A 22,746-nucleotide genomic window follows, 5' to 3' on the forward strand; every position below is an offset into this window, starting at 1 on the left:
TTCTTGTAGTGTGACTACGAAAAGTGCGGGAAGCGGTGGCGTCGTCCTGATCCTCGGCGGTTACGGCGCGGTCGGCCGCGAGGCCGCGCTGGCCCTGTCAGGACGTCCCGGTCCGCAGGTGATCGTCGCCGGCCGCCATCCCGGCCGGGCCCGGCCCCTTCCCGGCGTGACACCGGTACGCGTGGACGCCGCCGACCCCGCCGACCTGGCCAGAGCGCTGGAAGGCGTCACGACGGTGCTCATGTGCGCCGAGACCGGCAACGCCTCCGTCGCCCGCGCCTGCCTGAAGCGCGGCATCGGCTACGTCGACGTGTCGGCCTCCCTCGACGTGCTGACCTCGATCGAGGAGCTGGACGACCTCGCCACGGCACACGGCACGACCGCCGCCCTGAGCGTCGGCCTCGTCCCCGGCGTCACCAACCTGCTGGCCCGGGTGGTCGCCGAGCGGTCTCCGGGCAGCGACCTGCGCATCGGCGTGCTGCTCGGCTCGGGGGAGCAGCACGGCTCCGCGGCGATCGCCTGGACGCTCGACGGGCTCGGCGTGCTCGAAGGATCGTGGACGATGGCCTTCCCCGAGCCGTACGGAACCCGTACCGTGCATCGCTTCCCGTTCTCCGACCAGTACACGCTGCCCCGCACGATCGCCGTGCCGGCCGCCCGCACGGGCCTGTGCCTCGACTCGCGCCTGTTCACCACGCTGCTGGCCGCCGCCCGGCGGCCCGCGATCGCGGGGCTGCTGCGCCGTCCCCGGACACGAGAGCTGCTGCTCAAGGCGCTGACGAAGATTCACCTCGGCGGCGACGGCTTCGCCGTGACCGTCGGCGCCGGGGCGGCTCAGGCGTCCTTCAGCGGGCACTCACAGAGCCGCGCGACCGGCCGTGCGGCCGCGCTGATCGTCCGCCGCCTGCCGGGGCTGCCGGCCGGCGTGCGCCACATCGAGCAGCTGGTGGACCCGATCGCCTTCCTGACCGAGCTGGCCGCCGACGCGTTCGTCCTCGACACCGGCCGCTGAACGTCACTCGCCCGCTGGGAACTAGCATGCACATCATGCCAGAACACGCCGACGGGCCGGGCCACCATCCGCTTCCCGCCCGTCCGATCCGCATAGCCGCTGCGCAGGCTCAGGCGCGAGCCGGCGACATCGAGGCCAACACCGCCACCGCGGCGGCCATGATCCGCGAGGCCGCCGCGGCCGGCGCCCGGCTGGTGGTCTTCCCGGAGAAGTTCCTCAGCGGCTACGAGCCCGATCTCATCCAGAGCGACCCGCTGCGCCACGCCGTCCAGCCGGACGACCCGCGGCTCGGCCCCATCACCGACGCGTGCCGGGAGACCGGTGTCGCCGCCGTCGTCGGCGCCGCATTCCACGACCAGGGCGATCTGTACGTCTCGGCGCTGGTCATCGGTACGCGCGGGGAGCTCGTCACCCGCTACGACAAGCAGCACCTGTTCAAGTCGGAACGCAAGATCTACCGCGCGGGCACGGCCGGCTGCACCCTCGAACTCGACGGCTGGCGCCTGGGCCTGGGCATCTGCTACGACTCGGGCTTCCCCGAGCACGCGCGCGCGGCGGCGCTGGACGGCTGCCACGCCTACGTCGTCGGCGCGCTGTTCAGCGCCGGCAACGGCTACCACGAATCCCGCACCTGGTTCCCGGCCCGGGCCCTGGACAACACCTGCTACGCCGTCATGGCCAACCACATCGGCACCACCGGCGGCTGGAACACCTGCGGATCCAGCGCCATCTGGGGCCCGGACGGACGGCCGCTCGCCGAGGCGGGCCCGGACCAGCCCCAGCTGATCACGGCAGACCTCGACCCTCGGACGTTGCACGCCGTCCGCGACGCCGAGCCGATGCTGCGCGACCTGCCCGCCACGACCACCCACCCTCGCGACCGGCACCAGCTGACCTGAGGGGGCAGGGCCGGAACGCGCCGCGCCAACCCCGCATCGCCCGCGTCCGGCGGCCGGCAGCGCTGCGGACCCGGCGGTGGCGACGACGAGCCCGGCGATCAGCGCATACCGGGCGCCCTTGCGGCGGACCAGGACCGAGCCGATCGACGCACCGTCACCGCCTCCGACGCACAGCTGCCCAGCTTCGGCCGGGCGCTGACCGCGCTGCTCAGGCGCGAGGCACCGAGCCCGCGGTCCGCTTCCAGCACAGCACCAGGTCCGTGGTACTGCAGGCGGAGACCTACCTGCGCGACGCCGACGTGCTGGTGCTGCCGCAGGGCATCCTCACCGGCTGTTCGAGCCTCGACCTGTACCAGGACCGGTGGGCATGCCTGGTGGACGATGCCGGGCCGGTCGAGCTCGACGTCGCCGAGGTCCGGGCGGCCGATCACCGTGCGCAGCGCCGTCCACTCCTCGGCGAGCACCCACGTCAGGTCGAGCACCCGGACGCCGGTGAGGGCGGGTGCGCCCGAGGCGTCGCCAGCGGGGCCTCGTCGGAGAGCCAGGCGCGGACCGCCGCGGAGTCGGCGCCGAGCACGGGTGGCGGGAGATGTCCGGTGTAGGTCTGCTCGGCCCCGCCGGGGTCGAAGAACCTCAGCGGCGGCCCCGGCAGCGTGATCGGCCCCAGCGCGGGATGCCGGACCTCAAGGAGGAGCCCTTGGCTGCGGGTCTGGTCCCACTCGTAGACCTCGCGCACGTCGCGTACCTTTCCGGCGGGCACACCCGCTTCGGCGAGCAGGCCGAGCAGCGTCGCGGTGTCGTGCTCCGCGAAGCGTTCCTCGACCAGCTCGATGACGGCGCTGCGGTGCGCGACCCGCTCGGGGTTGGTGGACATGCCCGGCCGGTCCGGATCGAGGCCGAACGCGGCGCAGAAGCGCCGCCACAGGCCCTCGCTGCCGACGGCGATCTGCACGGCGCCGTCCCGCGTGCGGAACAGCCCGTACGGGCAGATGGACGGATGGTGGTTGCCCTGGGCGTGACCGACCTCGCCGGCCACGGTCCACTTCGTGCCCTGGAAGGCGTGCACTCCGACGACGGCCGCCAGCAAGGAGGTGCGCACGACCTGGCCGGCTCCGGTGTGCTGCCGTTCGATGAGGGCGGCGAGCACGCCGTAGGCGCCGTACATGCCGGCCAGCAGGTCCGCGATCGGCACCCCGACGCGCTGGGGGTCGTCCGGCGCCGAGCCGGTCAGGGACATGAGCCCGGCCTCGCCCTGGGCGATCTGGTCGTAGCCGGGGCGGCCGCCTTCCGGTCCGTCGTGGCCGAACCCGCTGATGCTGAGCACCACGAGGCGCGGGTTCAGCTCGGCCAGCCGCTCCGTCCCGAAGCCCAGCCGTTCGAGCACGCCGGTGCGGAAGTTCTCCACGAGCACGTCGGATCTGCGGACCAGCGCCTCGAGGGTGTACCTGCCGTCGTCGGACTTCAGGTCGAGCTCGATGGAGCGTTTGTTGCGGTTGGCGGACAGGAAGTACGTGGACTCGCCGTCGCAGAAGGGCGGCCCCCAGCCCCGGGTGTCGTCTCCGGTGCCGGGGGTCTCCACCTTGATGACGGTGGCGCCGAGGTCGCCGAGCATCATGGTGGCGTGCGGTCCTGCCAGGGCTCGCGTGAGGTCCGTCACGACGATCCCGGCGAGCGGTCCGTGGCTCACGTGTTCTCCGGGAAGCCGAGGTTGATGCCGCCGTGGCTGGGGTCGAGCCAGCGGCTGGTGATGACCTTCGCGCGGGTGAAGAAGCGCACGCCCTCCATGCCGTGGGCGTGCAGGTCGCCGAAGAGCGAGTTCTTCCAGCCACCGAAGGAGAAGTAGGCCATGGGCACGGGGACGGGCACGTTGATGCCGACCATGCCGACCTCGATCTCGTTCTGGAAGCGCCGGGCCGCGCCGCCGTCGTTGGTGAAGATGGCAGTGCCGTTGCCGTAGGGGTTGGCGTTGATGAGCTCGACCGCCTGCTCGTAGGTGTCCACGCGGAGCACGCTCAGGACCGGGCCGAAGATCTCCTCGGTGTAGATGCTCATGTCGGTGCTGACGTGGTCGAACAGGGTGGGGCCGAGCCAGAATCCGCCGGACTCGCCCTCCGCCTCCACCTCCCGCCCGTCGATGACGAGCCGGGCGCCGGCGCTCTGGCCCTCGGCGATGTAGCCGGCGACCTTGTCGCGGTGGGCGCGGGTGATGAGCGGGCCCATATCGACGCCGGTCATGCCGTCGCCGGTGCGGAGCTTGACGGTCCGTTCGGCGATCTTGGCGACCAGCTCGTCGGCGATGTTTCCGACCGCGACCAGCGCGCTGACGGCCATGCAGCGTTCACCGGCCGAGCCGTAGCCGGCGTTGACCGCGGCGTCGGCGGCCAGGTCGAGGTCGGCATCGGGCAGCACGACCATGTGGTTCTTGGCCCCGCCGAGTGCCTGGACGCGCTTGCCGTGGGCGGTGGCGCTCTCGTAGACGTAGCGGGCGATGGGCGTGGATCCCACGAAGGAGACCGCCTTGATCGCGGGGGAGACGAGCAGCGCGTCCACTGCTTCCTTGTCGCCTTGCAGCACGTTGAACACGCCGTCGGGCAGGCCGGCCTCGGCCCACAGCTCGGCGATCCACAGCGCGGCGGACGGGTCCTTCTCGCTGGGCTTGAGCACCACGGTGTTCCCGGCGGCGATCGCGACGGGGAAGAACCACATCGGCACCATGGCGGGGAAGTTGAACGGGCTGATGACGGCGACCGGGCCGACCGGCTGGCGGATGGAGGACACGTCCACGCGGGTGGAGGCGTTCTCCGTGAACTCGCCCTTGATCAGGTGCGGGATGCCGCAGGCGAACTCGACGACCTCCTGCCCCCGGGTGATCTCGCCGAGAGCGTCGGACAGCACCTTGCCGTGCTCGGCGGTGATGATCTCGGCGAGCTCGCCCTTGCGGGCGTTGAGCAGCTCGCGGAAAGCGAAGATGATCTGTGTGCGGCGGGTGAGTGAGGTGTCGCGCCAGGCGGGGAAGGCCGCGGCGGCCGCGGCGATGGCGGTGTCGGCGTCGCGCGTGGAGGCCATCGCCACCTGGCCCGTGACGGCGCCGGTCGAGGGATCGGTGACCGGTGCGGTGCGCCCGCTCGTGCCGGCCACGCGCTTGCCGTTGATCCAGTGGGCAATGGTCATCGTGCGTTCTCCTGTGGGTCGCGGGCGGAGGAGCGGAGTCAGGCGGTGCCGCCGAGGTGGCTGAGCAGGAACGCCGCGGTGAGCCGCAGGTGGTCGGGGCGATCGAACTCCTCGCCCTCGTGCCCGGCGCCGCCGAGCAGGATCATCGTGGATTCCGCTCCGGCGCGGACGAGGGCGTCATGCAGGGCCAGGCTCTCGGAGGCGAGGGTGACCCGGTCCCGGTCGCCGTGGGCGATCAGGAACGGCGGCGCGTCGGCGCTGACCCAGGTGAGCGGGCTCGCGACGCGGGCCGCGGCGGGATTCTCGGACACCTCGCCGAGGCCGAGCAGCGGGCCTTCGAACGGCGGGTTGAGGATCTCCTTCTCCAGCCAGGTGCGGCGCGAGTTGGCCAGCAGATCGCTCTGGCCGAACCAGTGGACGACCGCGTCCACGTGGCTGGGCTGGTCGAGGTGGTCGCCGACCGAGCCCTCCAGGTCGGCGTTCCTGGCCGTCAGGCCGGCCATGCTGGCCAGGTAGGCGCCGGCGGACGCGCCCCAGGCGCCGACCTTCTCGGCGGCGAGGCCGTGCTGTGCGCCGTTGGCGCGCAGCCAGCGCACGGCGGCCTTCACGTCGTGCACCTGCGCCGGGTAGGTCGCCTGAGTCGCGAAGCGGTAATTGGCGGAGGCGACGGCGACGCCGTAGGAGGCCAGCCGCTCCAGCCTTTCGGTGGCGCCGTCGCGCTTGTCGCCCACCTGCCAGCCGCCGCCGTGCAGGTAGAGCACGACCGGCGCCGGGCCGTCCGTTTCGGGCACGTAGAGGTCGAGCGCGAGAGGGACGCCGTCCGCGTTGGCGTACTCGATGTCGGGCTCCGTGCGCACGTTCGTCACGCGGGTTGCCTTTCGTTGTTCAGGTGAAGCCGGGCGGCCAGTTCATCCACCAGCGAGGGGAGGCCGGAGTGCAGCGCGACGCCGAAGACGTACCAGTCCGGGCGGGTGATGTAGGCGTAGGCGTGGTGGTCCTTGAGGAAGCGGCTGTAGACGCCGTCGAGGTCGGTGACCGCGTGGGGGTCGGCCGGGTCCTCCAGGACGGCGATGGAACAGCCGATCGTCTCCAGCGTGTGCAGCTGCGCCGCGGTGAGCTGCGGGGCGTGGCGGGAGATGAGCTGGAACCCGTGGCCGAGCAGGTCGTCACCGCGTCCCTCCACCTCGCCCTTGCGCAGGCGGCCCTGCGGGGACAGCGAGCCGGTGACCGCGGCGATCGAGCCGTCGGGCTCGCGGTGCAGGACACCGTGCTCCAGCTTGGGGAACGGCGGCGGGGGCGGGCTGAGGTTGTTGCGCATGGCGTGGTTGCGCTGCGCCGCCTCGTCCTCGTCCACGATGTTGACCAGGCGCGACAGCGCGTCGCTGGCGAACACGATCGCGGACACGTGCGGCTCGCGCTCGGCCTGGTAGGCGTCCAGCAGGTCCTCGCCCGCGGCGCCGGACAGCACCAGCGACAGCTTCCAGCCGATGTTGCGGCCGTCGCGGATGGCCGAGCAACCGCCCTGGCCCATGTAAGGGGTCATGGTGTGGGCGGCGTCGCCGGCGATGAAGACCCGGCCGGTGCGCCACCGCTCGGCCACCCGCGTGTAGAAGTGGTAGACGACCTGGCGGCAGATCGACATGTGCTGCTCGCCGAGGCCGTGCTCCTCGCGCAGGAAGTCCCAGGCCACCTGCGGGTCGTACATCGCCGCCTCGTCCTCGTGGTCGTGCAGGCGGATCTCGAAGCGCTGGCGGGTGGTGCCGAGCGGCATGTACATGTGCGGCCGCTTCGGGTCCATGATCATGATGAGGCGGTCGAACCGCTCGGGCAGGTCGCCGAGCTTGTTCATGTCGAAGTTGAGCCAGCGCTCGTGCAGCCCGTAGTCGCGCATGGTGATGCCGGCCGCCTCCCGCACGAAGCTGCCTGTCCCGTCCGCGCCGATGACGTAACGGGCCCGGACCGTCCGCTGCTCGGCCGGGTCGGTCGACTTCTTGGGACGCACCGTGAGCTCGACGAAGTCGTCATGCTGCGTCAGGCCGAAAACCTCGGTGCCGCGATTGACCTCGACGTTGGGCATCGTGTCGACCTTCTCCCGCACGACCGCCTCGACGTCCGGCTGGAAGATCGAGGAGTGCGCGGGGAAGCCGCACTGGCTGCCGCTCCAGTCGATGCTGAGCAGGGGCTCGGCGGCGGCGTCGCCGAAGTGGCACGCGTCCAGCCGCACGGCGGTGCTGAGCGCCTTGTCGACGGAGGAGCCGGTGGCCTGCACGGTGCGGCAGGCCTCACCGTCGAAGGTGACCATGCGCGGCAGCGGATACAGCTCCCTGTGCCGCTCGAACACCACCACTCGGTGGCCGGCCGCGCCGAGCGTGGCGGCCGCCACCTCGCCCGCAGGCCCGTAACCGACGATCGCTACGTCGTAGATATCAGGCACGATGTCTCCCAAATGATGCGGCGCGCCGGGCGCCGGACGAGAAGCCGCAAGCCCCCCGATGCCCGAAAACCATCTAAAGGTTCGGGTGTTTTAAGTGAGTGTGGCCCGCCGGTGACCTGCGGGTCAAGAGCGTGTTACGTCCTATTTCAGGAAAGTCGCGTTAGGGGCCGAAGCGATCCCGCCGGGCGCGCGGGCAGGCACGCTGACGAGCATCCCCTCGTACACGCCGTCGCCCGCGCAGTCCTCGGCCAGGTCCCGCAGCCACCACAGCTCGCCCAGGGCCATGCCGAAGCTGCCGATGAGCATCTGATGGATGAAACCGAACGGCGCCGCCTGCGGGCTGGTGTCCGCGGGCCAGGCCTCGACCGCGAAGGTGTCGGAGGCGACGGCCGCGCAGTGGGCGTTCCACAGGTAGCGGCACACCTCCTCCGAGTGCGCCAGGCCAGGCGCGCGCAGCTCCCGCGGGAGCCGCTTGCGCACGTCGTCCGGCTGGTCGGCGTACCAGCCGGTGAAGCCGGTATGGAGCAGCAGGATGTCGCCGGTCCGGTAGTCGACGCCGGCCATCCGCCGGGCCACCTCCAGCTCCTCCGGGCCGAACTCGACGGTGGTGCCGGGATCGTAGGGACGGCCCAGGGCCCGCATCGCGGCGGGCATGTCGAGCAGGACGCCCCGGCCGGTCATGCCGTGTTCTGCCCAGCGGTCGATCGTGTTGCGGCGGCCGGAGACGATGTCGTCCGAGGTGGCGCCGTTGTAGTACACCTGACGGCTGTAGCCGATGTGCGCCAGGGAGTCCCACTGGCTGCCGGCCTGCGGGTAGACGTTGTCCCACACGTCGTCGAAGCCGATGCCGCCCGGCTGGGCGATGACATGGTGGCGGGGGTTGCCCCTGTTGCTGTTGAGCGGCGGGGAGAACATGCCGAGGGGCGCGTCCAGCGGGAAGCTCGCCCCCTTGCGTACCAGCTTGGCGGCGGCGGCGACCCGTTCCGGGGTCAGCAGGTTGACCAGGCCGAGCTGGTCCTGCTCGCCGAACAGCCCCCAGGCGCTGCGGCCTCCGTCCGGTGCCGGCGGCAGGTCGTCGTAGTCGGGAAGTTCCGTCATGAACGAAGGTCCTTTCGCACTACCAGGGCAGGTACAGCGGAGGGTCGGGGAAGAAGCCGCCGTTCTTCTCCACGGTCGCCGCCACGTACTCCTTGGACTTCTCCAGCGCCTCGCGCACCGGCCCCCACCCGGCCGTCAGCGCGCCGGCGCGCTTGCGGACCCGGCCCGCGATGATGACGGTGTCGATGTTGCCGGGATGCGCCTGGGTGATCACGGTGGCGTACGGGTCGTGCACCGGCGCGGTGTTCACCGCGTCGGCGCGCACGAGGATCACGTCGGCCTGCTTGCCCGCCCGCAGGCTGCCGATGCGCGCGGACTGGCCCAGCGCCTCGGCGCCCCAGATGGTGGCGGCCTTGAGCATCGTCTCGCACGACGGCGGCACCGACTCGGGGGCCCGTCCGGCGGCCATGCCCTCATCGGCGGCGAGCAGGCGTCCCACCTGCATCGCGGTGCGGGCCTGCTGGAGCAGGTTGCCGGAGACGGACGTCGTGACGTCGCAGCCGAACGTGCAGTGCCCGCCGGCCGCCAGCACCCGCTCGGTGGCCGGGCGGCCCATGCCCATGGCCATCTCGGCCTCGGTGCAGGTCGCCACGGAGCCGCCGGAGTCGGCCACCATGCGCAACTGCTCGGCGGTGGCGTAGTTGAGATGCACCCACACCAGGTCGGGGCCGAGGAGCCCGGCCTCGTCGAAGACGGCCAGATCGTCCACCGGCTCGTGGAACAGGATCGCCAGGCCGTTGGTGGTGCTGCGCACGCCGAGCCGCCGCGCGCCCGTCAGCTCCGTCCGGATGCGGTCGATGCCGACCTCGGGCAGGTCCGACAGCGCGATCCCGAGCGTGACCAGCGCGTCGTCCGAGGCCAGCCGCCCTTCACGCAGTCTCGCCGCCAGCGCGAGCCGGCCCTCGGCGCTCGCCAGCGACGCGTCCTGGCCGGGCACGTCGCTGAAGCCGAGGGCGAACTGCGTGCGGATGCCGGACTCCAGGCTGCCCTCGATCGCGGCGTCCGCGTGCTCGGCCGTGCTGACCGCGTGGCAGAAGTCCAGCACCGTGGTGACTCCGGCGTCGATGGCCTCCAGCATGCCCGCCAGGTTGCCCACCCGGATGTCCTCCGGCCGGTACACCGCGGAGGCCTGGAACCTGATACTGCGGAAATAGTCCTTGAGCACCGAGTCCCCGGTGAGCCCGCGCAGCCCGGCCTGCCAGACGTGCCGGTGCGTGTCCACGAGCCCGGGCAGCACGATGGTCCCGGTCGCGTCGATCACGTCGGCGTCGGCCTGTATCCCCGGCTCCACCGCGGCGATCACGTCGTCCTCTATCAGCACGTCGGCCAGGCGCGGCCGGTCGCCGGGTTCCATGGTGAGCACGGTGCCGCCCTTGACGAGCACACGCTTCATCGTAACCTCCTTGGTGCGAACGAAGTCGCAGGCCAGAACGCCGGCCTCCCGATTTAACCACCCGGATGTTTAGGGTGTTATGTCTCCGGCGGAGCGTACCTGGCCGACTGCCGGATTCGCTAGGAATCTGCTAGAACTATTCGGGTGGTTAACGCCGAACCCCTGACGCGCGCCGAGGCGCTGGCCGCCGACATCGAGTCGATGATCGTCGAACGAGGCCTCGGCCCCGGCGATCTGATCGGCACCATGGACGAGTTCCGCGACCGGTCCGGTTACGGACGGGCGACCATCAGCGAAGCCGCCCGGCTGCTCAACGATCGCGGCAGTGTCGAGATCCGGCCAGGTCGCGGCGGCGGCCTGTTCGTGGCCCAGCCCAACCCGATCGTGCGGCTCCGGCACACCCTGCTCACCGTACGGAAGATGCCCACCACCGTGGCCGACGCCATCGCCGTGCGCGAGGCCCTGGAGCCCTTGATCGCGGCGGACGCGGCCCAGCACCGGAGCCGGCAGGACATCTCCGACCTGCGCAAGCACCTGACCGGCCTCAAACGCGCGATGACCAGCACCGATCGCTTCATGCGAGCCAACTGGGCCCTGCACGAGCGCATCGCCGAGATCAGCCCCAACCATCTGGCCAGAGCCGTCTACCTGAGCATGACGCGCTTCATCACCGACCTGTCGGAGCACGCCGACCCCGACGACGGCCGCGACGCCGACTATCTCCGCCTGCGCCTGGACGTGCACGCCGAACTGGTGGACGCGATCATCGCGGGGGATGTCGAACGGACCATGAGGGCTGTCGAACGGCATCACGCTCCCTCCTGACGCCGCCGGGAGGGCCGGAACGTCCTCCTGCCAGGCCACCACCCGATCGCGGATGGCGCCGATCCCCCTCCACGGCCAGCTCGACGACGTCGTCCCGCAGACTCTCCCGTTCGTCTGGTGTGACCCCCCAGGGGCCGATCGTGGTAGCGAAGCCCTCGCCCTTTGAGGGCCCGAGCCCGCCGCGGGCTGACCAGCCGTTCACGACGCAGCAGCCGCCGACCACGAGCTCCAGCTCAAAGTCGAGCCGGGCGGCATCGCCACCTCGTCGAACGGGTCGCTGAAGCGACGGTACGAGAGGCCGGCACCATGCGGAATTCACGTCCATGGACGCCCGGCAGAGCCTGGCTTCCGCAGGAACAGGAGACGGCGGCGCCTCAGGAGACGGTGTCCTGCTCGGCCACGCACCCGCCACCTTGTGGGGCAGCGACCTGAGCACCCTGTCCACCGGCGCCGACCCCTTGGGACTGGCCCCCTACGGCGTACAGGGCGGGGACGATGTCCTGAACCCGGTCACCGCCGCCAAGATCGATCCCCTCAGGTGTGCCAGCCGTAGAGGTGCTGGACTCATGGCCGCTCCGCTAGAGGAAGACCGCATGCACACTGCGCTGGTCGCCCTGATCGAGTTGCTCGACCGCGTCGGCGAGACCGGGTGGGCCGACGCCTTGCGGCGCCACCTCCTGGAGGTCGAGGAGGCCCGAGATCGTGGCTCGCCCGAACTGCTCCAGTACGCGGTTCGTGGCATCCTCAGACTCTCCGGCGGCATGGGCAGCTTCGCGGACCTGGTTCTGATGCGTGGGTCGCTTGGGACGAGCTGCGCTGACGCGCCTCATGGAGCTTCATTCGGTGCACACGTCCATCAAGCCTATGTCTGCGGCGCCGTCACGCCGCGGCCAGCGCGTCTCGGGAGCGTGCGGGCTCGTACCCTCACCGGTGCGCGCCGGGGATGTGTGAGGCAGTCGCCAGGCTGGCCGTATTCGCCTGCCGTGGAACGGCCTCCGCTGCAGCGCCCCGGCAACGCCGGCGGAGGCCGATCTGCTGGAACGTGATCAGTCCACGCACATCGCCTCGTGTGTGGACTGGAAGACCCAGGTGCCGCCACCCGGAGAGCTGTAGACGCCGGAAGTGTAATAGGTCCCCGGGGTGCAGTCGTGGCCGACCGCGAGGACGGCCTGCCGGGCCCGGCGTTCGGCCGCCGCCACCCCTTCCGCGTAGGTGTTGCCCGCCCCCACAGCAGTGGCGCTGCGGGGAGTGTCGTAGCCGTCGGCGTGCGCGACCGCCGGCGCGGTTGCCAGGCCGACCGCCAGCGCTGAGACGAGGCCGAATCGGCGGAGCAACGTGACGTTTCGCATGCTTCTCCTTACAGGGAAGGGTATTTGGTCGATCCATACGAATGCAGCGGCAGTATTGACCATTTGTCACGAGAAGCTGTCGGCCGTTGCCTCCGCTCACCTCGGGTCGGCCGGCCCGAATACCGACCGGCTCGGACATTTGACTGCGCTGCTGAGTCGCCCTCGAGTGCTTGACAAGCATGCATACTTTGATCGTTGCCGGGAACCGCTGTCAACGGTTGTGACAAGGCCCTTTCTGCGGTGAGCTTTCGGGCTCGGAGGGGGCGGGATTTATTCTGGTCCATATTCCGAACTCTGCGCAGAAGCGAGAGCTTAAAAAGGCCATTGTCGCCGCGTCCGTGCTTGGCGAACTTCTGGGCGCTATGCCGCACCTTTTCGGTCGGACGTGCACGTTCTGGAATGGTCGGTTCGACCAGCGCACACCGGCATTGATGAAAGTTTCATCGGCGCATGGCCGCGCCGCCTCTTCACGAAGACGCATCTCCGCGAACAATGGGCATTCCTCGGATAGCCCTGCGTTCCCAGGGGAGGGTGCGAATGCGTCGACGACTGTCGCAGTTCCGTGTCATGACGGGGACGGTCGGCTACCGGACCACCGCTCGCCCTCGGTGAAGTATCGCGCAGAGGTGTCAGCGGGCTTATCGGCCCAAGAGGCGAGGGCATGCGACGTCGTCCGCCCGGAACGTCCACTTGCGCGGTGGGAGCATCTCAGCCATTCGGCGCATGCGTGCTCAGACGGCGCGAACCTCGGCGAGTCGCTTGACCGAGTAGTCGTCGTCCCAGCAGACGGCGGCTTCCCAGGCGGCCGAGGCTTGAGCGGCGATGTCGTGCGCGGCGTCGTCGAGGCCGGCGGCGTTGCCGGGCAGCACGAGGTCGAGGTCGGGGACGTCGACGTGCGACTCGTCCCAGTCGATCAGCGCGACCTGGTCCGCGGTCATGCGGACGTTGCCGGGATTGTTGGGGTTGCCGTGCACGACGCAGGTCGGACGTCCGGACAGTCGCGCCCACGCTGCCCGGCACCGGGCAACGCCCTCCGCGGGCATCGCGCCGAGGTCGATCCTGGTCCCGGTGTCGGCGTGCAGGAGGTCGGTCGACGATCGCCACCCTGGGCGCTGCGGCCAGCCCCGCGTCAACCGGTGCAGCTCGCGGAGCGTGTCGGCCACACGACGCCAGTCGGCCTGCGACTCGGGTGGCCCGCCCTCCACGTAGGTCATCACCACCAGGCCGTCGGCGAAGAGCCGGCCGTCCTTGGTCGGGATCGGCACCGGCACGGTCATGCCCGCACGGTCGAGGTACACGAGGAGGTCGGTCTCCCATGCGAGATCGGCGTCGCTCCTGGTGCCGAGACGACCGACGGCACGGTGCCCGTCGATGCGCACGCTCCACACGTCGTTGGCTACTCCGCCCGTGAGCGGTTCGATACGGGCGACGTCGTCACCCCACTGCGCCAGTGCTTCCCACCCCATTGACGAGATCTTACGGGGTTTCCACATCGTCTCCGCCCGTCCGCAGTAGAGGCCTGGCGTAGCGTCAATCCTCATAACAGGAAGCTGAGTAGTATCATCGCGGCAGCAAAACCCGCTCACCCCGCGATTGATTAGGCGCCCGTCATGGGCCGCTCCTGAGAATTGTGGGGCCGCTGAAGTAAGCCCACGTGTCACTGACGCCCGCCGCGCCCTGGAACGGGCAAGTCGCCCTCGCCGGAGCCTGACGGTCGGCGCCGAGCGGGTGCGGCTCGAATCGCACCGGCAAGCGGGCGCCGACTTGTTAACGAGGGCGTCTCTTCCTGAGCCTTCTTTTTACGGCTCCAGAGAGCGGCCCTGATCGCCAGCACGGCGCCCAGCACAGCATGGTGCTGGCTGATAAGCCGATGGCCCATCATCCAGGAATCTCGGCCACCACCAAGAACAACAAGGCCGAGGCCAGGAATGGCTGAGAGCTGAGGTCGTCGATCCATTCTTCGGCGTCCTGCGTGAGGTAGCCGGCGTCGATGGCCCGGGCGACGTTGCGGCGGAGCCCGAAGAGGTGGTCGGCGGTCGTGAAGTCGCGGAACACGGGCGCGGCCGTGATCACCGACCGCACCACCAGTCCTGCCTCCCGGCACAGCCGGGCCAGGCCGCGGCCGATGGCCGGGTTGCGGATGATCTCCGTGGTCAGGAACCGGACCAGTCCCCGGCTCATGGCCGGTTGCGGGGAGTCGATCAGCAGCCCCTCCCAGTCGGGTTCGGCCATGACGATCCGCGCTCCAGGGCGGGCCACCCGGCGCAACTCCGCCAGTACCCGCGTCGGATCCGCCACATGCTGGAGCACCCGGTCGGTGCGTGCCCGATCGACGCTCCCATCGTCCAGCGGCAGCGCATGGACGTCTCCCGAGCGGATCTCGACCGAGGGTCGTCCTGCCAGACGGGCGCGGGCCTCGGCGACCATCAGGGGGTCCCGGTCCACCCCGATGACCTGGCCCGCCGGGGCGACGGCGGTGGCCATCGCCGCCAGGTCGGTCCCCGGTCCGCAACCGAGGTCGAGCACGGTCTGCCCCCGGTGGAGATCCATCAATTCCAGGACCTGCTGCTTGTAGTCCCGGCCTGCTGTGCCGGCGGCGACGTGGTCGAGGTAGGCGATCGGGTCCGGACGAGAACGAGAGTCGTTGTCGATCATGCCGACAGCCCATCACACGCAGATGCAGCTCTTGAGAAAGAGACGTCGAGATCCTGTGTAGATCGGGTTCTGAGGGCGGTGTATCCGAGGTGAAGGTCCCGATGCCGATCGAGATTGCGCGGGGCTTCATCCCCCTGTGGACATTCCTTGAGAAATTTCGCTATGGTCCCACAGTCAATTGGCGTGCCGAGCCCGTTGCGTCCCCGGAGGTTCGCATGTTTTCCTTTGCCGCGCATAAAAGGAGCGGGGTGTGGCGGGCCGTCTCCGGCCTCGCTATTCCTCTTTTTGCGGCCGAGTCCCTTAATTTCGCCGCCCAGCTCGGAATTGTCGCCATTCTGGGGCGCATGGGAGGCGAGGCTGTTTATGTGCGTTCCCTGTATCAGCCGGTCAGCCTCATCGTCCTTGCTCTGGGTGTGGGTTTCGCGGTCTGCAACCAGGTCGCCGCCGCCATCAGCAAGGGGGCCGGACGGCCCCAGGACGTCCTGTCGAACGCCGCCAGCCTGGCCCGGGTATGGCTCGGGCTCGGCGCGGCCCTGTGCCTGGTCCTCGCGGTCGCGGCCCCCTTTGTGCCTGGGCTCCTCCATGTGGACGCCGGGCTGCGCGACACCGTCGCCTCCTTCCTGCGCTGGACGAGCGCCGCCGGCCTGCTGGCGGTCGGGGTGGAGCTGTGCGCGTCCAGCCTGCGCGGCTACGGGTATGTGCGGCAGGCCACCGCGCTGGTCATCTGTACGGCGGGCGTGCGGATCGGTGTCGTGGCCGGCCTCGGGCTCGGGGCCGGCGCCGGGATCGCGGCGGTGCCCGTCGCCGAGGCGGCAGCGGGCGTGATCGGCCTGGCCATGGGTGTGGTGCTGCTGCGCCGCACCGAGCTGTGGCATCCGCCGGCCGTACGGGTCTGGCGGCGCGAGGTGGTCACCGACCTGCGCCGCATCGGCGTACCGATCGCCATGTCCTTTCTCGTGCTCTCCGCCTACAACTTCGCGGTCATCACCGTCCTCGGAAAGTACGGGCAGGACGCCGTGGCCGGGTTCACCGTCGTGTCCACCCTCCAGGGCCTGGTGCTGCTGCCGGGCATGGTCCTGGGCACGGCCACGGCGATCACCATCAACCAGCAACGCGGCGCGGGCGAATGGGGACGGATCCGTACGTCGATGCGCGGCGGCATCGAGGTCACCGTCGCGACCTACGTGGTGATCGCGGTGCTGGTGTGGTCGCTGCATGACGTGGTGGCGCGGCTGATAGGCGGCGACGCCGGGGTGGCCGCGGCGGCGGGCGGTTACCTGGGCGCCGTGGCGCTCACCTACGCCGTCCAGGGGCCCGTGCTCGCCTCGCTGACCGTCATGGAGGAGACCGGCGGCGGCTTCCGGGCCATCACGCTCAACGCCATCTACTTCGGCCTGATCGTCGCGGTCGGCGCGGCGGCCGCACACGCCGCCGGCAGCGCGGACGGCTTCTACGCCGCGGTGGCGTACTGCAACCTGATCGGTGTGACGGTGCCGCTCGTCGCCGTACGGCACGTACGACAACTGTCGGTCAGGGGCGGCGCCGCTCAGGCAGCCGTGTAGAACTCCTGCGGCACCGAGCCGGCGGCCAGCCGGTGCTGAGCTGCGGGAGCCGTTCGGCGTCTACGTCCTGCACACGCTGGAGGAACTGCCCGGCTTCCCCTCTTGGGACACTCGCCACTTCGGGCCGGAGACCACGAGCATGTTCGCCGCCTACCGCATCCCGCTCATGCTGCTGGTGCCGGCCGTCTCGTGGCGCGCCGTGCGGCAGGACGCGCACCGTGCCTGGGTAGTGCGGGCCACCGCGTTCCGGCGGCAGTTCGCCGTCAACGCGCGGTTCCACCTCGGAGCGTGGCTCGCCCTGCGCGAGCGGCGGGCGTCCGGCAGGGAGATCGCGGGGCTGCGTGCTCCTGTGAGGCCGAGCACCTGGCCCTCGCCGCACGCTCTACGGCTGCGTCACCGGCCGGCGTCGCCCAGGAGGACGCGCCGGCGCTGCGGCGGGCGCGGACGCGGCGGAAAGGAGACCCGTTTCCACGCCGCCGCCCATCAGGATGACGTGCCTGACGTGCCGCCATATGGGGTCACGACCGTACTGTTTGGTGCCGCGCAGTGATCCGCCGTGCGCGGCCGCGACGGCCGCGATGTCGTGCCGGGGCATCGGATGCATACGCATCGGAGCGGGATAACGCAGCACCCTACGCTGAACGAAACGCAGAACTGATGGCGGAATCATTCGCGCCCCCAACCCCACCAGTGGATGTTTCGCCCGGTCGGGAATGCCCACCACGACCGCTCCGCCAGGCCGGGCGACCCGGAGCAGTTCCCGCAGATATCCACGCGCCAGGTCCGGCGGAAGGTGTTGCAGCACCCGATCCGTATAAACCAGGTCGAAACTGTCATTCTCGCAGCAGGCCAGATCGGGCGCCGCTCTGTGCACGAAGCGCACCCGGCCGCCGCTGCGATCCAGGCGGCGCGCCTCCCGCAGCATGGGCTCGGCGATGTCCACCCCGACGACCTCCGGGAAATGCTTGGCCAGCGCGTTCGTCAGTCGCCCGGCGCCGCAGCCGAAGTCGAGTGCCCGCCCGCGCGGAACGGATATCCCGTGCCTTTCGAGCCAGTCCAGGTCGTCGTTCACCTGGATGATTCCGGTGGCCATGAATTCCGCGTCGGACCATTTGCCGTGGCGTCTTCCCGGCTCGGTGAGAACGGCCCACAGCGGGTCATTCTTTCCCAGCTCGGTCCAGTCTTTCCCGATGTCGCTCAGGCTCATGCCGACGAACCTAGCCGGGCCCGCACGACGTTCTCTTCGGCGTACAGCAGGAATTGCCGCGCAACGGGTGCCGCGTGCCGGGTCATTCTCGCGGAGGAGCACCCGGGGCGCGGGCCCACGTTATCCTCGACGTACGCGCTCCATAGGCTTTCAGCAAAGGACGCTATGCGACCTCCTCGCTGGGCCGGCGACGCTCTCCTCGCCGCCGGCGCGACCATGTGCAATCTGCTGGTGTGGATGGTGGACGGTGAGTGGCGACCATTCGCGATGCCATTGACGGTGCTGATGTGGATCGCGCCGACCGTGCCGCTGTTGTGGCGCCGCACTCATCCGCAGCTGTCGTTCGCCGCGGTGGCCGTCGCGTGCGTGGCCTGGTCGATGGTGATCGGCCCCGCCACGGATGTGCGGATCGTCCCGGTGTTCCTGGCGGTCGCGCTGTACTCGCTCGCCCGGTACGCCCCGCCGGCGCGGTCGCTGGCGGGGCTGGTCGTGCTGTGCGGCGTCGTCCTCGCCGACGTCGCCACCTCGTCCTGGCCGGACGGGCTGTCCTCCGCCTTGAGCACCCTGATCCTGCTCGCCTTCCCGGTCTGCGTCTGGCTGCTCGGCCAGGGCCGGCGCCGCATCGACGAGGACGTCCGGCGGCTGCGCGAGCTGACCGGGCAGCTGCGGGCCGAGCGGGAGCTGAGCGCCCACCGGGCGGTCATCGCCGAGCGCGCCCACATCGCCCGCGACCTCCACGACGTGGTCGCCCACCATCTCAGCGCCATCGCGGTGGTGGCCCACGCCAACGTCGAAGCCGCGACGGACGACAACCCCGTGCGCAAGGGGCTGGCGACGATCGCCCGCACCGCCGACGCCGCGCTGTCGGACATGCGGCGCCTGCTCGGCCTGCTCGCCGCCGAGGACGAAGCCGCCGCACCGCCGCCCGAGGCCACCCTCGGTGACCTGCGGCAGCTCACCCAGGCCGCGGAAAGCGCCGGATGCACCCTCACGGTGAGCATGGACGGCGATCTCGACCCGCTGCCGCGCTCGCTCCACCTCACCGCGTACCGCATCGTGCAGGAAGGACTGACGAACGTCATCAAGCACGCGGCCCCCACCGACGTCACGCTCTGCATCCAGCGCCGGGGCCCCGAGCTGCGCATCACCCTCACGAACGGCCCGTCCCGCGCCACACCGCGCCGCATCGGCGGCGCGGGCATGGGACTGACCGGATTACGCGAACGGGTCAAAGTCCTGGAGGGCACCCTGCGCGCCGGCCCCACCGGCGAAGGCGGCTGGCGGCTGCTCGCCACGCTTCCCCTCGGCGCGGAGGCCGCGTGACGAGGCCGCCGTTGAGGATCGTGCTCGCCGACGACCAGGCGGTCGTCCGCACGGCGCTGCGCATGGTGATCGAACGCCGTGCGGACCTCCGCGTGGTGTCCGAGGCCGCTGACGGCGCCCAGGCGGTCGCCGCCGCCTTCGAGCACAGGCCGGACGTCGTCGTCATGGACGTCCGCATGCCCGGGATGACCGGGGTCGACGCCACCAGGGCGATCACCCGGCAGTGGCCGCACGCCGACCCGCACCCACAGGTCCTCATCCTCACCACCTTCGACCTGGACGAGTACGTCCACGCCGCCCTTCGCGCCGGAGCCGCCGGCTTCCTCCTCAAGAACAGCCGGCCCGACCAGCTCGCGGAGGCGATCCGCACCGTCGCGGAGGGGGAGTCCATCCTGTCGCCGTCCACGACCCGCCGCCTCATCGAGACCTTCACCTGCTCGGCCGTGGCCGGCCCCGGCGCGACGACCGGCGAAGCCGACCTCGTCGACCGGCTCACCGAACGCGAGCGCGACGTGCTGATCCTCCTGGCCAAGGGCCACACCAACCCGGAGATCGCCGAAGCCCTCGGGCTGACGGAGACGAGCGTCCGCAGCCGCGTCAACCGCATCCTGACGCGGCTGCGGCTCGACAACCGCGTGCAGGCCGCGCTGGCCGCCTACCGCGCCGGCCTGATCCCGGACGAGGAGCTGTGACGAGGTCGTCACCTCATACCGCTGGACCTTATTGCTGCGCTCGGAAGGTGGTGAAGGCGGTGGCGAGGCCGGAGTGGCGGGCGTCGAGGAGACGGCCGCCGGTGCGGTCGGCCAGCTCCCGCATGGAACGGGCGTCGGCGCCCTTGACCAGCACCGGGTAGACCGGCACCCGCTTGAGATCGGGCGGAAGAGTGTCGTGATATTTCATGAACTCGGAGAGGGTGCGGCCCCGGTTGGCCATGCCGTCGGTGATCAGGACGATCGAGAGAATGCGGTCGCCGGTGCCGATCCTGGCCAGGTTCCGCAGGCCGGCCACGAGGGCGTCGTACGTCGCGGTGTATCCCCCCGGCGTGAGGCGGGCGAGGAAGTCGCTGACGGCGTCGCGGGCGCCGGGCAGATCGATGATGACCGGCTTGGCGGGGGAGGAGGCGAACGGCAGGAAGATCGCCTGCTCGTCGGCGGCGCCCCCGGACGGGTGGACCGCGGGCGCGCCGGCCAGGGCTTCGGCGGCGCGGCGCAGGTCCGCGGTCCTAGCGCCGCGCATGGAACCCGACACGTCGAGGAGGAACACGGTGCGGGTGGCGTAGCGGTAGCGGCCCAGGTAGACGGCGACGAGCCGGTCGACGACGGTCTGGTCCCGGGGGATGCCGAGCAGCCTGGGCGGATCGGCGGGCAGCCCCGCGGGCGGGCGCACGCCCGGCGTGATGGGACGGTGACGGATCCGGTCGGCGATCTCGCGTTGCGCGCCCGCGCTGAGCAGGTGGCTGGTGAGCCGGGACAGGTGCTCGGCCGCCTTGGGGCTACGGGGTTTCAAAAGAGGGCGCAGCGTGTACGTGGCGTTGACCACGCCGTCGCTCGGACGTATGGGGACGAGTTGCTGGCCGAGCCGGCCGGAGGCGTTGAGGCGGGCGATCTGGGATTCGTAGGTGAACAGCCCGTCCGCGGCGGCGCCGCCGGATTGCAGGAAGCGGGTGATCAGCTCGGCGTCGGTCGGCGCGGTGATGGTCTGCGCGGTGGACATCGCCCGCAGCCCGCCCGCCGCCGGATAGATGTCGCCGTCGTCGACCGAGTCGATGACCTCGGTGAACCCGCTGGCGGCGGCCAGGACGGCGGCACGCCCGGCGAAGGCCGAGTCCGGTGCGCTCATGCCGAAGGTGAAGCGGTGCCCTCGCGCGGCCGAGGCGATCTGCTTCCAGGTGACCCGCTCGCCGGTCCAGCCGAGCCGGTCGGCGACCGGGGCCTTCAGCGCGAGCAGCACGGGGGAGAAGGTGATGGTCCTTCCCGCGCCGAGCTGCCGGTGGCCGTCCCCGCTCTGCTCGAAACCGGCCGGCAGCCAGACCGCGTCGACGGGCGGCCGCGTGCCCAGCTGCGTCGAGAGGGGCGCGCCGCCGGCTTCGCGCAGCTCGATGCGGATCCCCTCGGAGCGGGCGAAGCCGGACAGGACGGGACGCAGATCCATCAGTTCGGGAGCGGCCAGGATCGTGATCTGCCCCAAAGCGCGTGGTGCGCATGGCCCGGTGGCCAGGAGCAGCGACGTCGCCGCCACGATGCCCGCCCATCGGGAGGCCGGCCGGTTCAGGCGCATGCCACGATCTCGTTCCTGAGCTGGATCATGAGGTCCGGGCGGGGGAACGGGGCGATGTCGGACGTGTTCGGCAGCGCCAGGGACCCGTGGGCGTCGCCCTGCCGGATGCAGCCGGTCATGCCGTGGGCGACGACGGCCTGCTCGAACAGCCCGGCGTCGGCGCCGCGCAGGAAGAACCGCCGCGCCATGATCCGCTGCACGTCGCGCGAGGTGAGCAGGTCGCCGACGAGCTCGCTCCCGCCCTTGTCGTCGCGCCCGACGAACATGTGCTTGGAGATCACCCCGGGATCGGGGTAGAGCAGGCGATAGTCATCGGCCGCGATTCCCTGCTGGTCCGCCAGATACTTGAGCGCGTCGTGCTCGTAGACGAAGGCCATCGGATACTGGTGGCTGGAGAAGAACTCCTGCAAAAGGCCGAAGCTGCTCGGCGGCCAGCTGTTCTGGAACAGTCGCTGCAGATCGCTGATCAATCGCGGCCGGTCCGCGTGGTAGCTCTTGCGGTGCGCGTGAATGAGCAGGCTCAGGTAAAGGTCGCCGCCGCCGGCGGAACACGGGGCGCCGGAGACCACTTCTATCTGCGAATCTCCCTGCGTGACCGCTTCCGGCGCTCCGATGCGGCCCCAGGTCCAGTTCGCCGCCGTTAATCGCAGGCGCAGGTAGTGCCGGACGTCGAACATGGAGAAGCCGTTCTCGAGCCTGACGAGCGACTGGCTTGCCAGGCATTCCAGCAGGTCCCGGTGGACCAGCACCACCATGGGCGCCTGGAACACCAGCCGGGGGTTCGAGGGCGACTGTCCCGACATCCTGAAGTTGTTCTTCACCGCCGCGACGATGGTGTCGGCCGGGCACAGGAAGAAGTCGTACCGGTCCAGGTCCTTGCCCCTGATGTAGGTCATGTCGATGCCGGACAGGTTGTTGACGTCGACATCGAGCCCCCGCCGGCGGAAGACGTCCCCGATCTCCTCACTGGCGAACAGGCCCTCCCAGCCGCCGCCGAACACCGGCGTCAGCCCTGTCAGGCTCCGCTGGAACCAGAGGCCGCCGCCGACCGCGCCACTGGCCAGGCAGGCGCCGCCCACCGCGGCCATGAAGAGCAGCCGCCGTCGGCCCTCGTCGGGTGCCTTCTTCCGCGGCGACGGCGGCCCGCTGTGAATGTGGATCTCGCCCACGGTCTCGGCCCGCACCTGTCCCGCGGCGGCGTGGTCGCCCTGCTGGGCGATGCCGGTGTTGTCGCCGATCGCGGTGGCCCGCTCACCGCGTGCCGCCGCTTTCCTGGGGGCCGGAGGGCTGGTCATCGCCGGGCGGTGAAGTCGTCGCCCTGCCCCGCGACGCCGAGGGTGGTGACGGGCTGGATCGGCGGGCGTGACCGCTCCCGCTCGACGGTGCTCCGGCCGGCCGACGCTGCCGTGTCCATGCCGATCCCTCCCCGTACTCAGGAGTATCTACGGCGATCGTAGCCGCACGACGTCGGCCGGGCACTGACTGTCCTCAGGCTTCGCCGTACCGGGCACTTGTGAAGATCGCGCGGCTTGCTGGGGCCG

General features: G+C 70.6%; 21 protein-coding genes. 7 read left to right on the forward strand and 14 right to left on the reverse strand.

The window, feature by feature from the left end; all coding sequences use genetic code 11:
• Nucleotides 1-10 precede the first annotated feature (10 nt).
• Entirely contained in the window at nucleotides 11-1,012 is a 1,002-nt protein-coding gene (locus tag HCN51_RS23990; RefSeq protein WP_168011712.1) for a saccharopine dehydrogenase NADP-binding domain-containing protein, read from the forward strand.
• A 35-nt stretch (nucleotides 1,013-1,047) separates the two neighbouring features.
• Nucleotides 1,048-1,911, forward strand: a complete 864-nt coding sequence (locus HCN51_RS23995) for a carbon-nitrogen hydrolase family protein (protein ID WP_168011713.1) — start codon at nucleotides 1,048-1,050, stop codon at nucleotides 1,909-1,911.
• 98 nt (nucleotides 1,912-2,009) lie between these two features.
• Here HCN51_RS23995 and HCN51_RS24000 read toward each other — a convergent pair whose 3' ends face one another.
• From HCN51_RS24000 to HCN51_RS24030, 7 genes are all read right to left on the reverse strand, one after another.
• Nucleotides 2,010-2,393, reverse strand: a complete 384-nt coding sequence (locus HCN51_RS24000; RefSeq protein ID WP_168011714.1) for a hypothetical protein — start codon at nucleotides 2,391-2,393, stop codon at nucleotides 2,010-2,012.
• Nucleotides 2,381-3,598, reverse strand: a complete 1,218-nt coding sequence (locus tag HCN51_RS24005) for a CoA transferase (protein ID WP_168011715.1) — start codon at nucleotides 3,596-3,598, stop codon at nucleotides 2,381-2,383. Before HCN51_RS24005 ends, HCN51_RS24000 begins: the two co-directional genes overlap by 13 nt.
• Nucleotides 3,595-5,082 (reverse strand): CoA-acylating methylmalonate-semialdehyde dehydrogenase, encoded by a 1,488-nt coding sequence (locus HCN51_RS24010; RefSeq protein ID WP_168011716.1) that lies wholly within the window; start codon nucleotides 5,080-5,082, stop codon nucleotides 3,595-3,597. Before HCN51_RS24010 ends, HCN51_RS24005 begins: the two co-directional genes overlap by 4 nt.
• A 38-nt stretch (nucleotides 5,083-5,120) precedes the next feature.
• A complete protein-coding gene (locus HCN51_RS24015) occupies nucleotides 5,121-5,948 on the reverse strand; it encodes an alpha/beta hydrolase fold domain-containing protein (protein WP_168011717.1) in 828 nt (275 codons plus the stop codon).
• Nucleotides 5,945-7,516 carry a bifunctional 3-(3-hydroxy-phenyl)propionate/3-hydroxycinnamic acid hydroxylase gene (locus HCN51_RS24020; RefSeq protein WP_168011718.1) on the reverse strand — a complete coding sequence of 524 codons (1,572 nt, stop codon included), beginning with the start codon at nucleotides 7,514-7,516 and terminating at the stop codon, nucleotides 5,945-5,947. Before HCN51_RS24020 ends, HCN51_RS24015 begins: the two co-directional genes overlap by 4 nt.
• 141 nt (nucleotides 7,517-7,657) lie before the next feature.
• Nucleotides 7,658-8,614 carry a cyclase family protein gene (locus tag HCN51_RS24025; protein ID WP_168011719.1) on the reverse strand — a complete coding sequence of 319 codons (957 nt, stop codon included), beginning with the start codon at nucleotides 8,612-8,614 and terminating at the stop codon, nucleotides 7,658-7,660.
• 19 nt (nucleotides 8,615-8,633) lie between these two features.
• A complete protein-coding gene (locus HCN51_RS24030) occupies nucleotides 8,634-10,007 on the reverse strand; it encodes an amidohydrolase family protein (RefSeq protein WP_168011720.1) in 1,374 nt (457 codons plus the stop codon).
• A 144-nt stretch (nucleotides 10,008-10,151) separates the two neighbouring features.
• Between HCN51_RS24030 and HCN51_RS24035 the strand changes: the two genes are divergently transcribed.
• Together HCN51_RS24035 and HCN51_RS63025 are read left to right on the forward strand one after the other, a co-directional pair.
• Nucleotides 10,152-10,832, forward strand: coding sequence for a FadR/GntR family transcriptional regulator (locus HCN51_RS24035; protein WP_346433766.1), 681 nt, complete (start codon nucleotides 10,152-10,154; stop codon nucleotides 10,830-10,832).
• Nucleotides 10,833-11,425: 593 nt separating this feature from the next.
• Nucleotides 11,426-11,878, forward strand: a complete 453-nt coding sequence (locus HCN51_RS63025) for a DUF6966 domain-containing protein (RefSeq protein ID WP_428981548.1) — start codon at nucleotides 11,426-11,428, stop codon at nucleotides 11,876-11,878.
• Here HCN51_RS63025 and HCN51_RS24045 read toward each other — a convergent pair whose 3' ends face one another.
• From HCN51_RS24045 to HCN51_RS24055, 3 genes are all read right to left on the reverse strand, one after another.
• The gene (locus tag HCN51_RS24045; RefSeq protein ID WP_168011722.1) at nucleotides 11,879-12,181 is read right to left on the reverse strand and encodes a hypothetical protein; all 303 of its coding nucleotides are present in this window, start codon (nucleotides 12,179-12,181) and stop codon (nucleotides 11,879-11,881) included.
• A 731-nt stretch (nucleotides 12,182-12,912) separates the two neighbouring features.
• The gene (locus tag HCN51_RS24050; RefSeq protein WP_168011723.1) at nucleotides 12,913-13,647 is read right to left on the reverse strand and encodes a phosphotransferase enzyme family protein; all 735 of its coding nucleotides are present in this window, start codon (nucleotides 13,645-13,647) and stop codon (nucleotides 12,913-12,915) included.
• Nucleotides 13,648-14,059: 412 nt separating this feature from the next.
• Entirely contained in the window at nucleotides 14,060-14,836 is a 777-nt protein-coding gene (locus tag HCN51_RS24055) for a methyltransferase domain-containing protein (RefSeq protein ID WP_168011724.1), read from the reverse strand.
• A gap of 215 nt (nucleotides 14,837-15,051) precedes the next feature.
• Between HCN51_RS24055 and HCN51_RS24060 the strand changes: the two genes are divergently transcribed.
• Entirely contained in the window at nucleotides 15,052-16,398 is a 1,347-nt protein-coding gene (locus HCN51_RS24060; RefSeq protein ID WP_240973206.1) for an MATE family efflux transporter, read from the forward strand.
• 382 nt (nucleotides 16,399-16,780) lie between these two features.
• On the opposite strand, the gene HCN51_RS24065 is transcribed toward HCN51_RS24060, so the two are convergent.
• Complete coding sequence (locus HCN51_RS24065) at nucleotides 16,781-17,605, reverse strand: class I SAM-dependent methyltransferase (protein WP_168011726.1); 825 nt, start codon at nucleotides 17,603-17,605, stop codon at nucleotides 16,781-16,783.
• Between the two features lie 165 nt (nucleotides 17,606-17,770).
• Here HCN51_RS24065 and HCN51_RS59655 point away from each other — a divergent pair, with 165 nt between their 5' ends.
• Nucleotides 17,771-18,928 (forward strand): sensor histidine kinase, encoded by a 1,158-nt coding sequence (locus HCN51_RS59655; RefSeq protein ID WP_240973188.1) that lies wholly within the window; start codon nucleotides 17,771-17,773, stop codon nucleotides 18,926-18,928.
• Complete coding sequence (locus HCN51_RS59660; protein ID WP_346433767.1) at nucleotides 18,925-19,620, forward strand: response regulator transcription factor; 696 nt, start codon at nucleotides 18,925-18,927, stop codon at nucleotides 19,618-19,620. Before HCN51_RS59655 ends, HCN51_RS59660 begins: the two co-directional genes overlap by 4 nt.
• A 28-nt stretch (nucleotides 19,621-19,648) precedes the next feature.
• Here HCN51_RS59660 and HCN51_RS24075 read toward each other — a convergent pair whose 3' ends face one another.
• The 3 genes from HCN51_RS24075 to HCN51_RS61455 are packed head-to-tail and all read right to left on the reverse strand — an operon-like array spanning nucleotide 19,649 to nucleotide 22,619.
• Nucleotides 19,649-21,205, reverse strand: coding sequence for a vWA domain-containing protein (locus HCN51_RS24075; protein ID WP_168011728.1), 1,557 nt, complete (start codon nucleotides 21,203-21,205; stop codon nucleotides 19,649-19,651).
• Nucleotides 21,196-22,500: a hypothetical protein gene (locus HCN51_RS24080; protein WP_168011729.1), complete on the reverse strand. Its 1,305-nt coding sequence runs from the start codon at nucleotides 22,498-22,500 to the stop codon at nucleotides 21,196-21,198. Before HCN51_RS24080 ends, HCN51_RS24075 begins: the two co-directional genes overlap by 10 nt.
• On the reverse strand, nucleotides 22,497-22,619 hold the full coding sequence (locus HCN51_RS61455; protein ID WP_277350074.1) for a hypothetical protein: 123 nt from the start codon (nucleotides 22,617-22,619) through the stop codon (nucleotides 22,497-22,499). Before HCN51_RS61455 ends, HCN51_RS24080 begins: the two co-directional genes overlap by 4 nt.
• Nucleotides 22,620-22,746 lie beyond the last annotated feature (127 nt).

It is taken from the genome of Nonomuraea composti (genome assembly GCF_012034275.1).
Classification (GTDB): domain Bacteria; phylum Actinomycetota; class Actinomycetes; order Streptosporangiales; family Streptosporangiaceae; genus Nonomuraea; species Nonomuraea composti.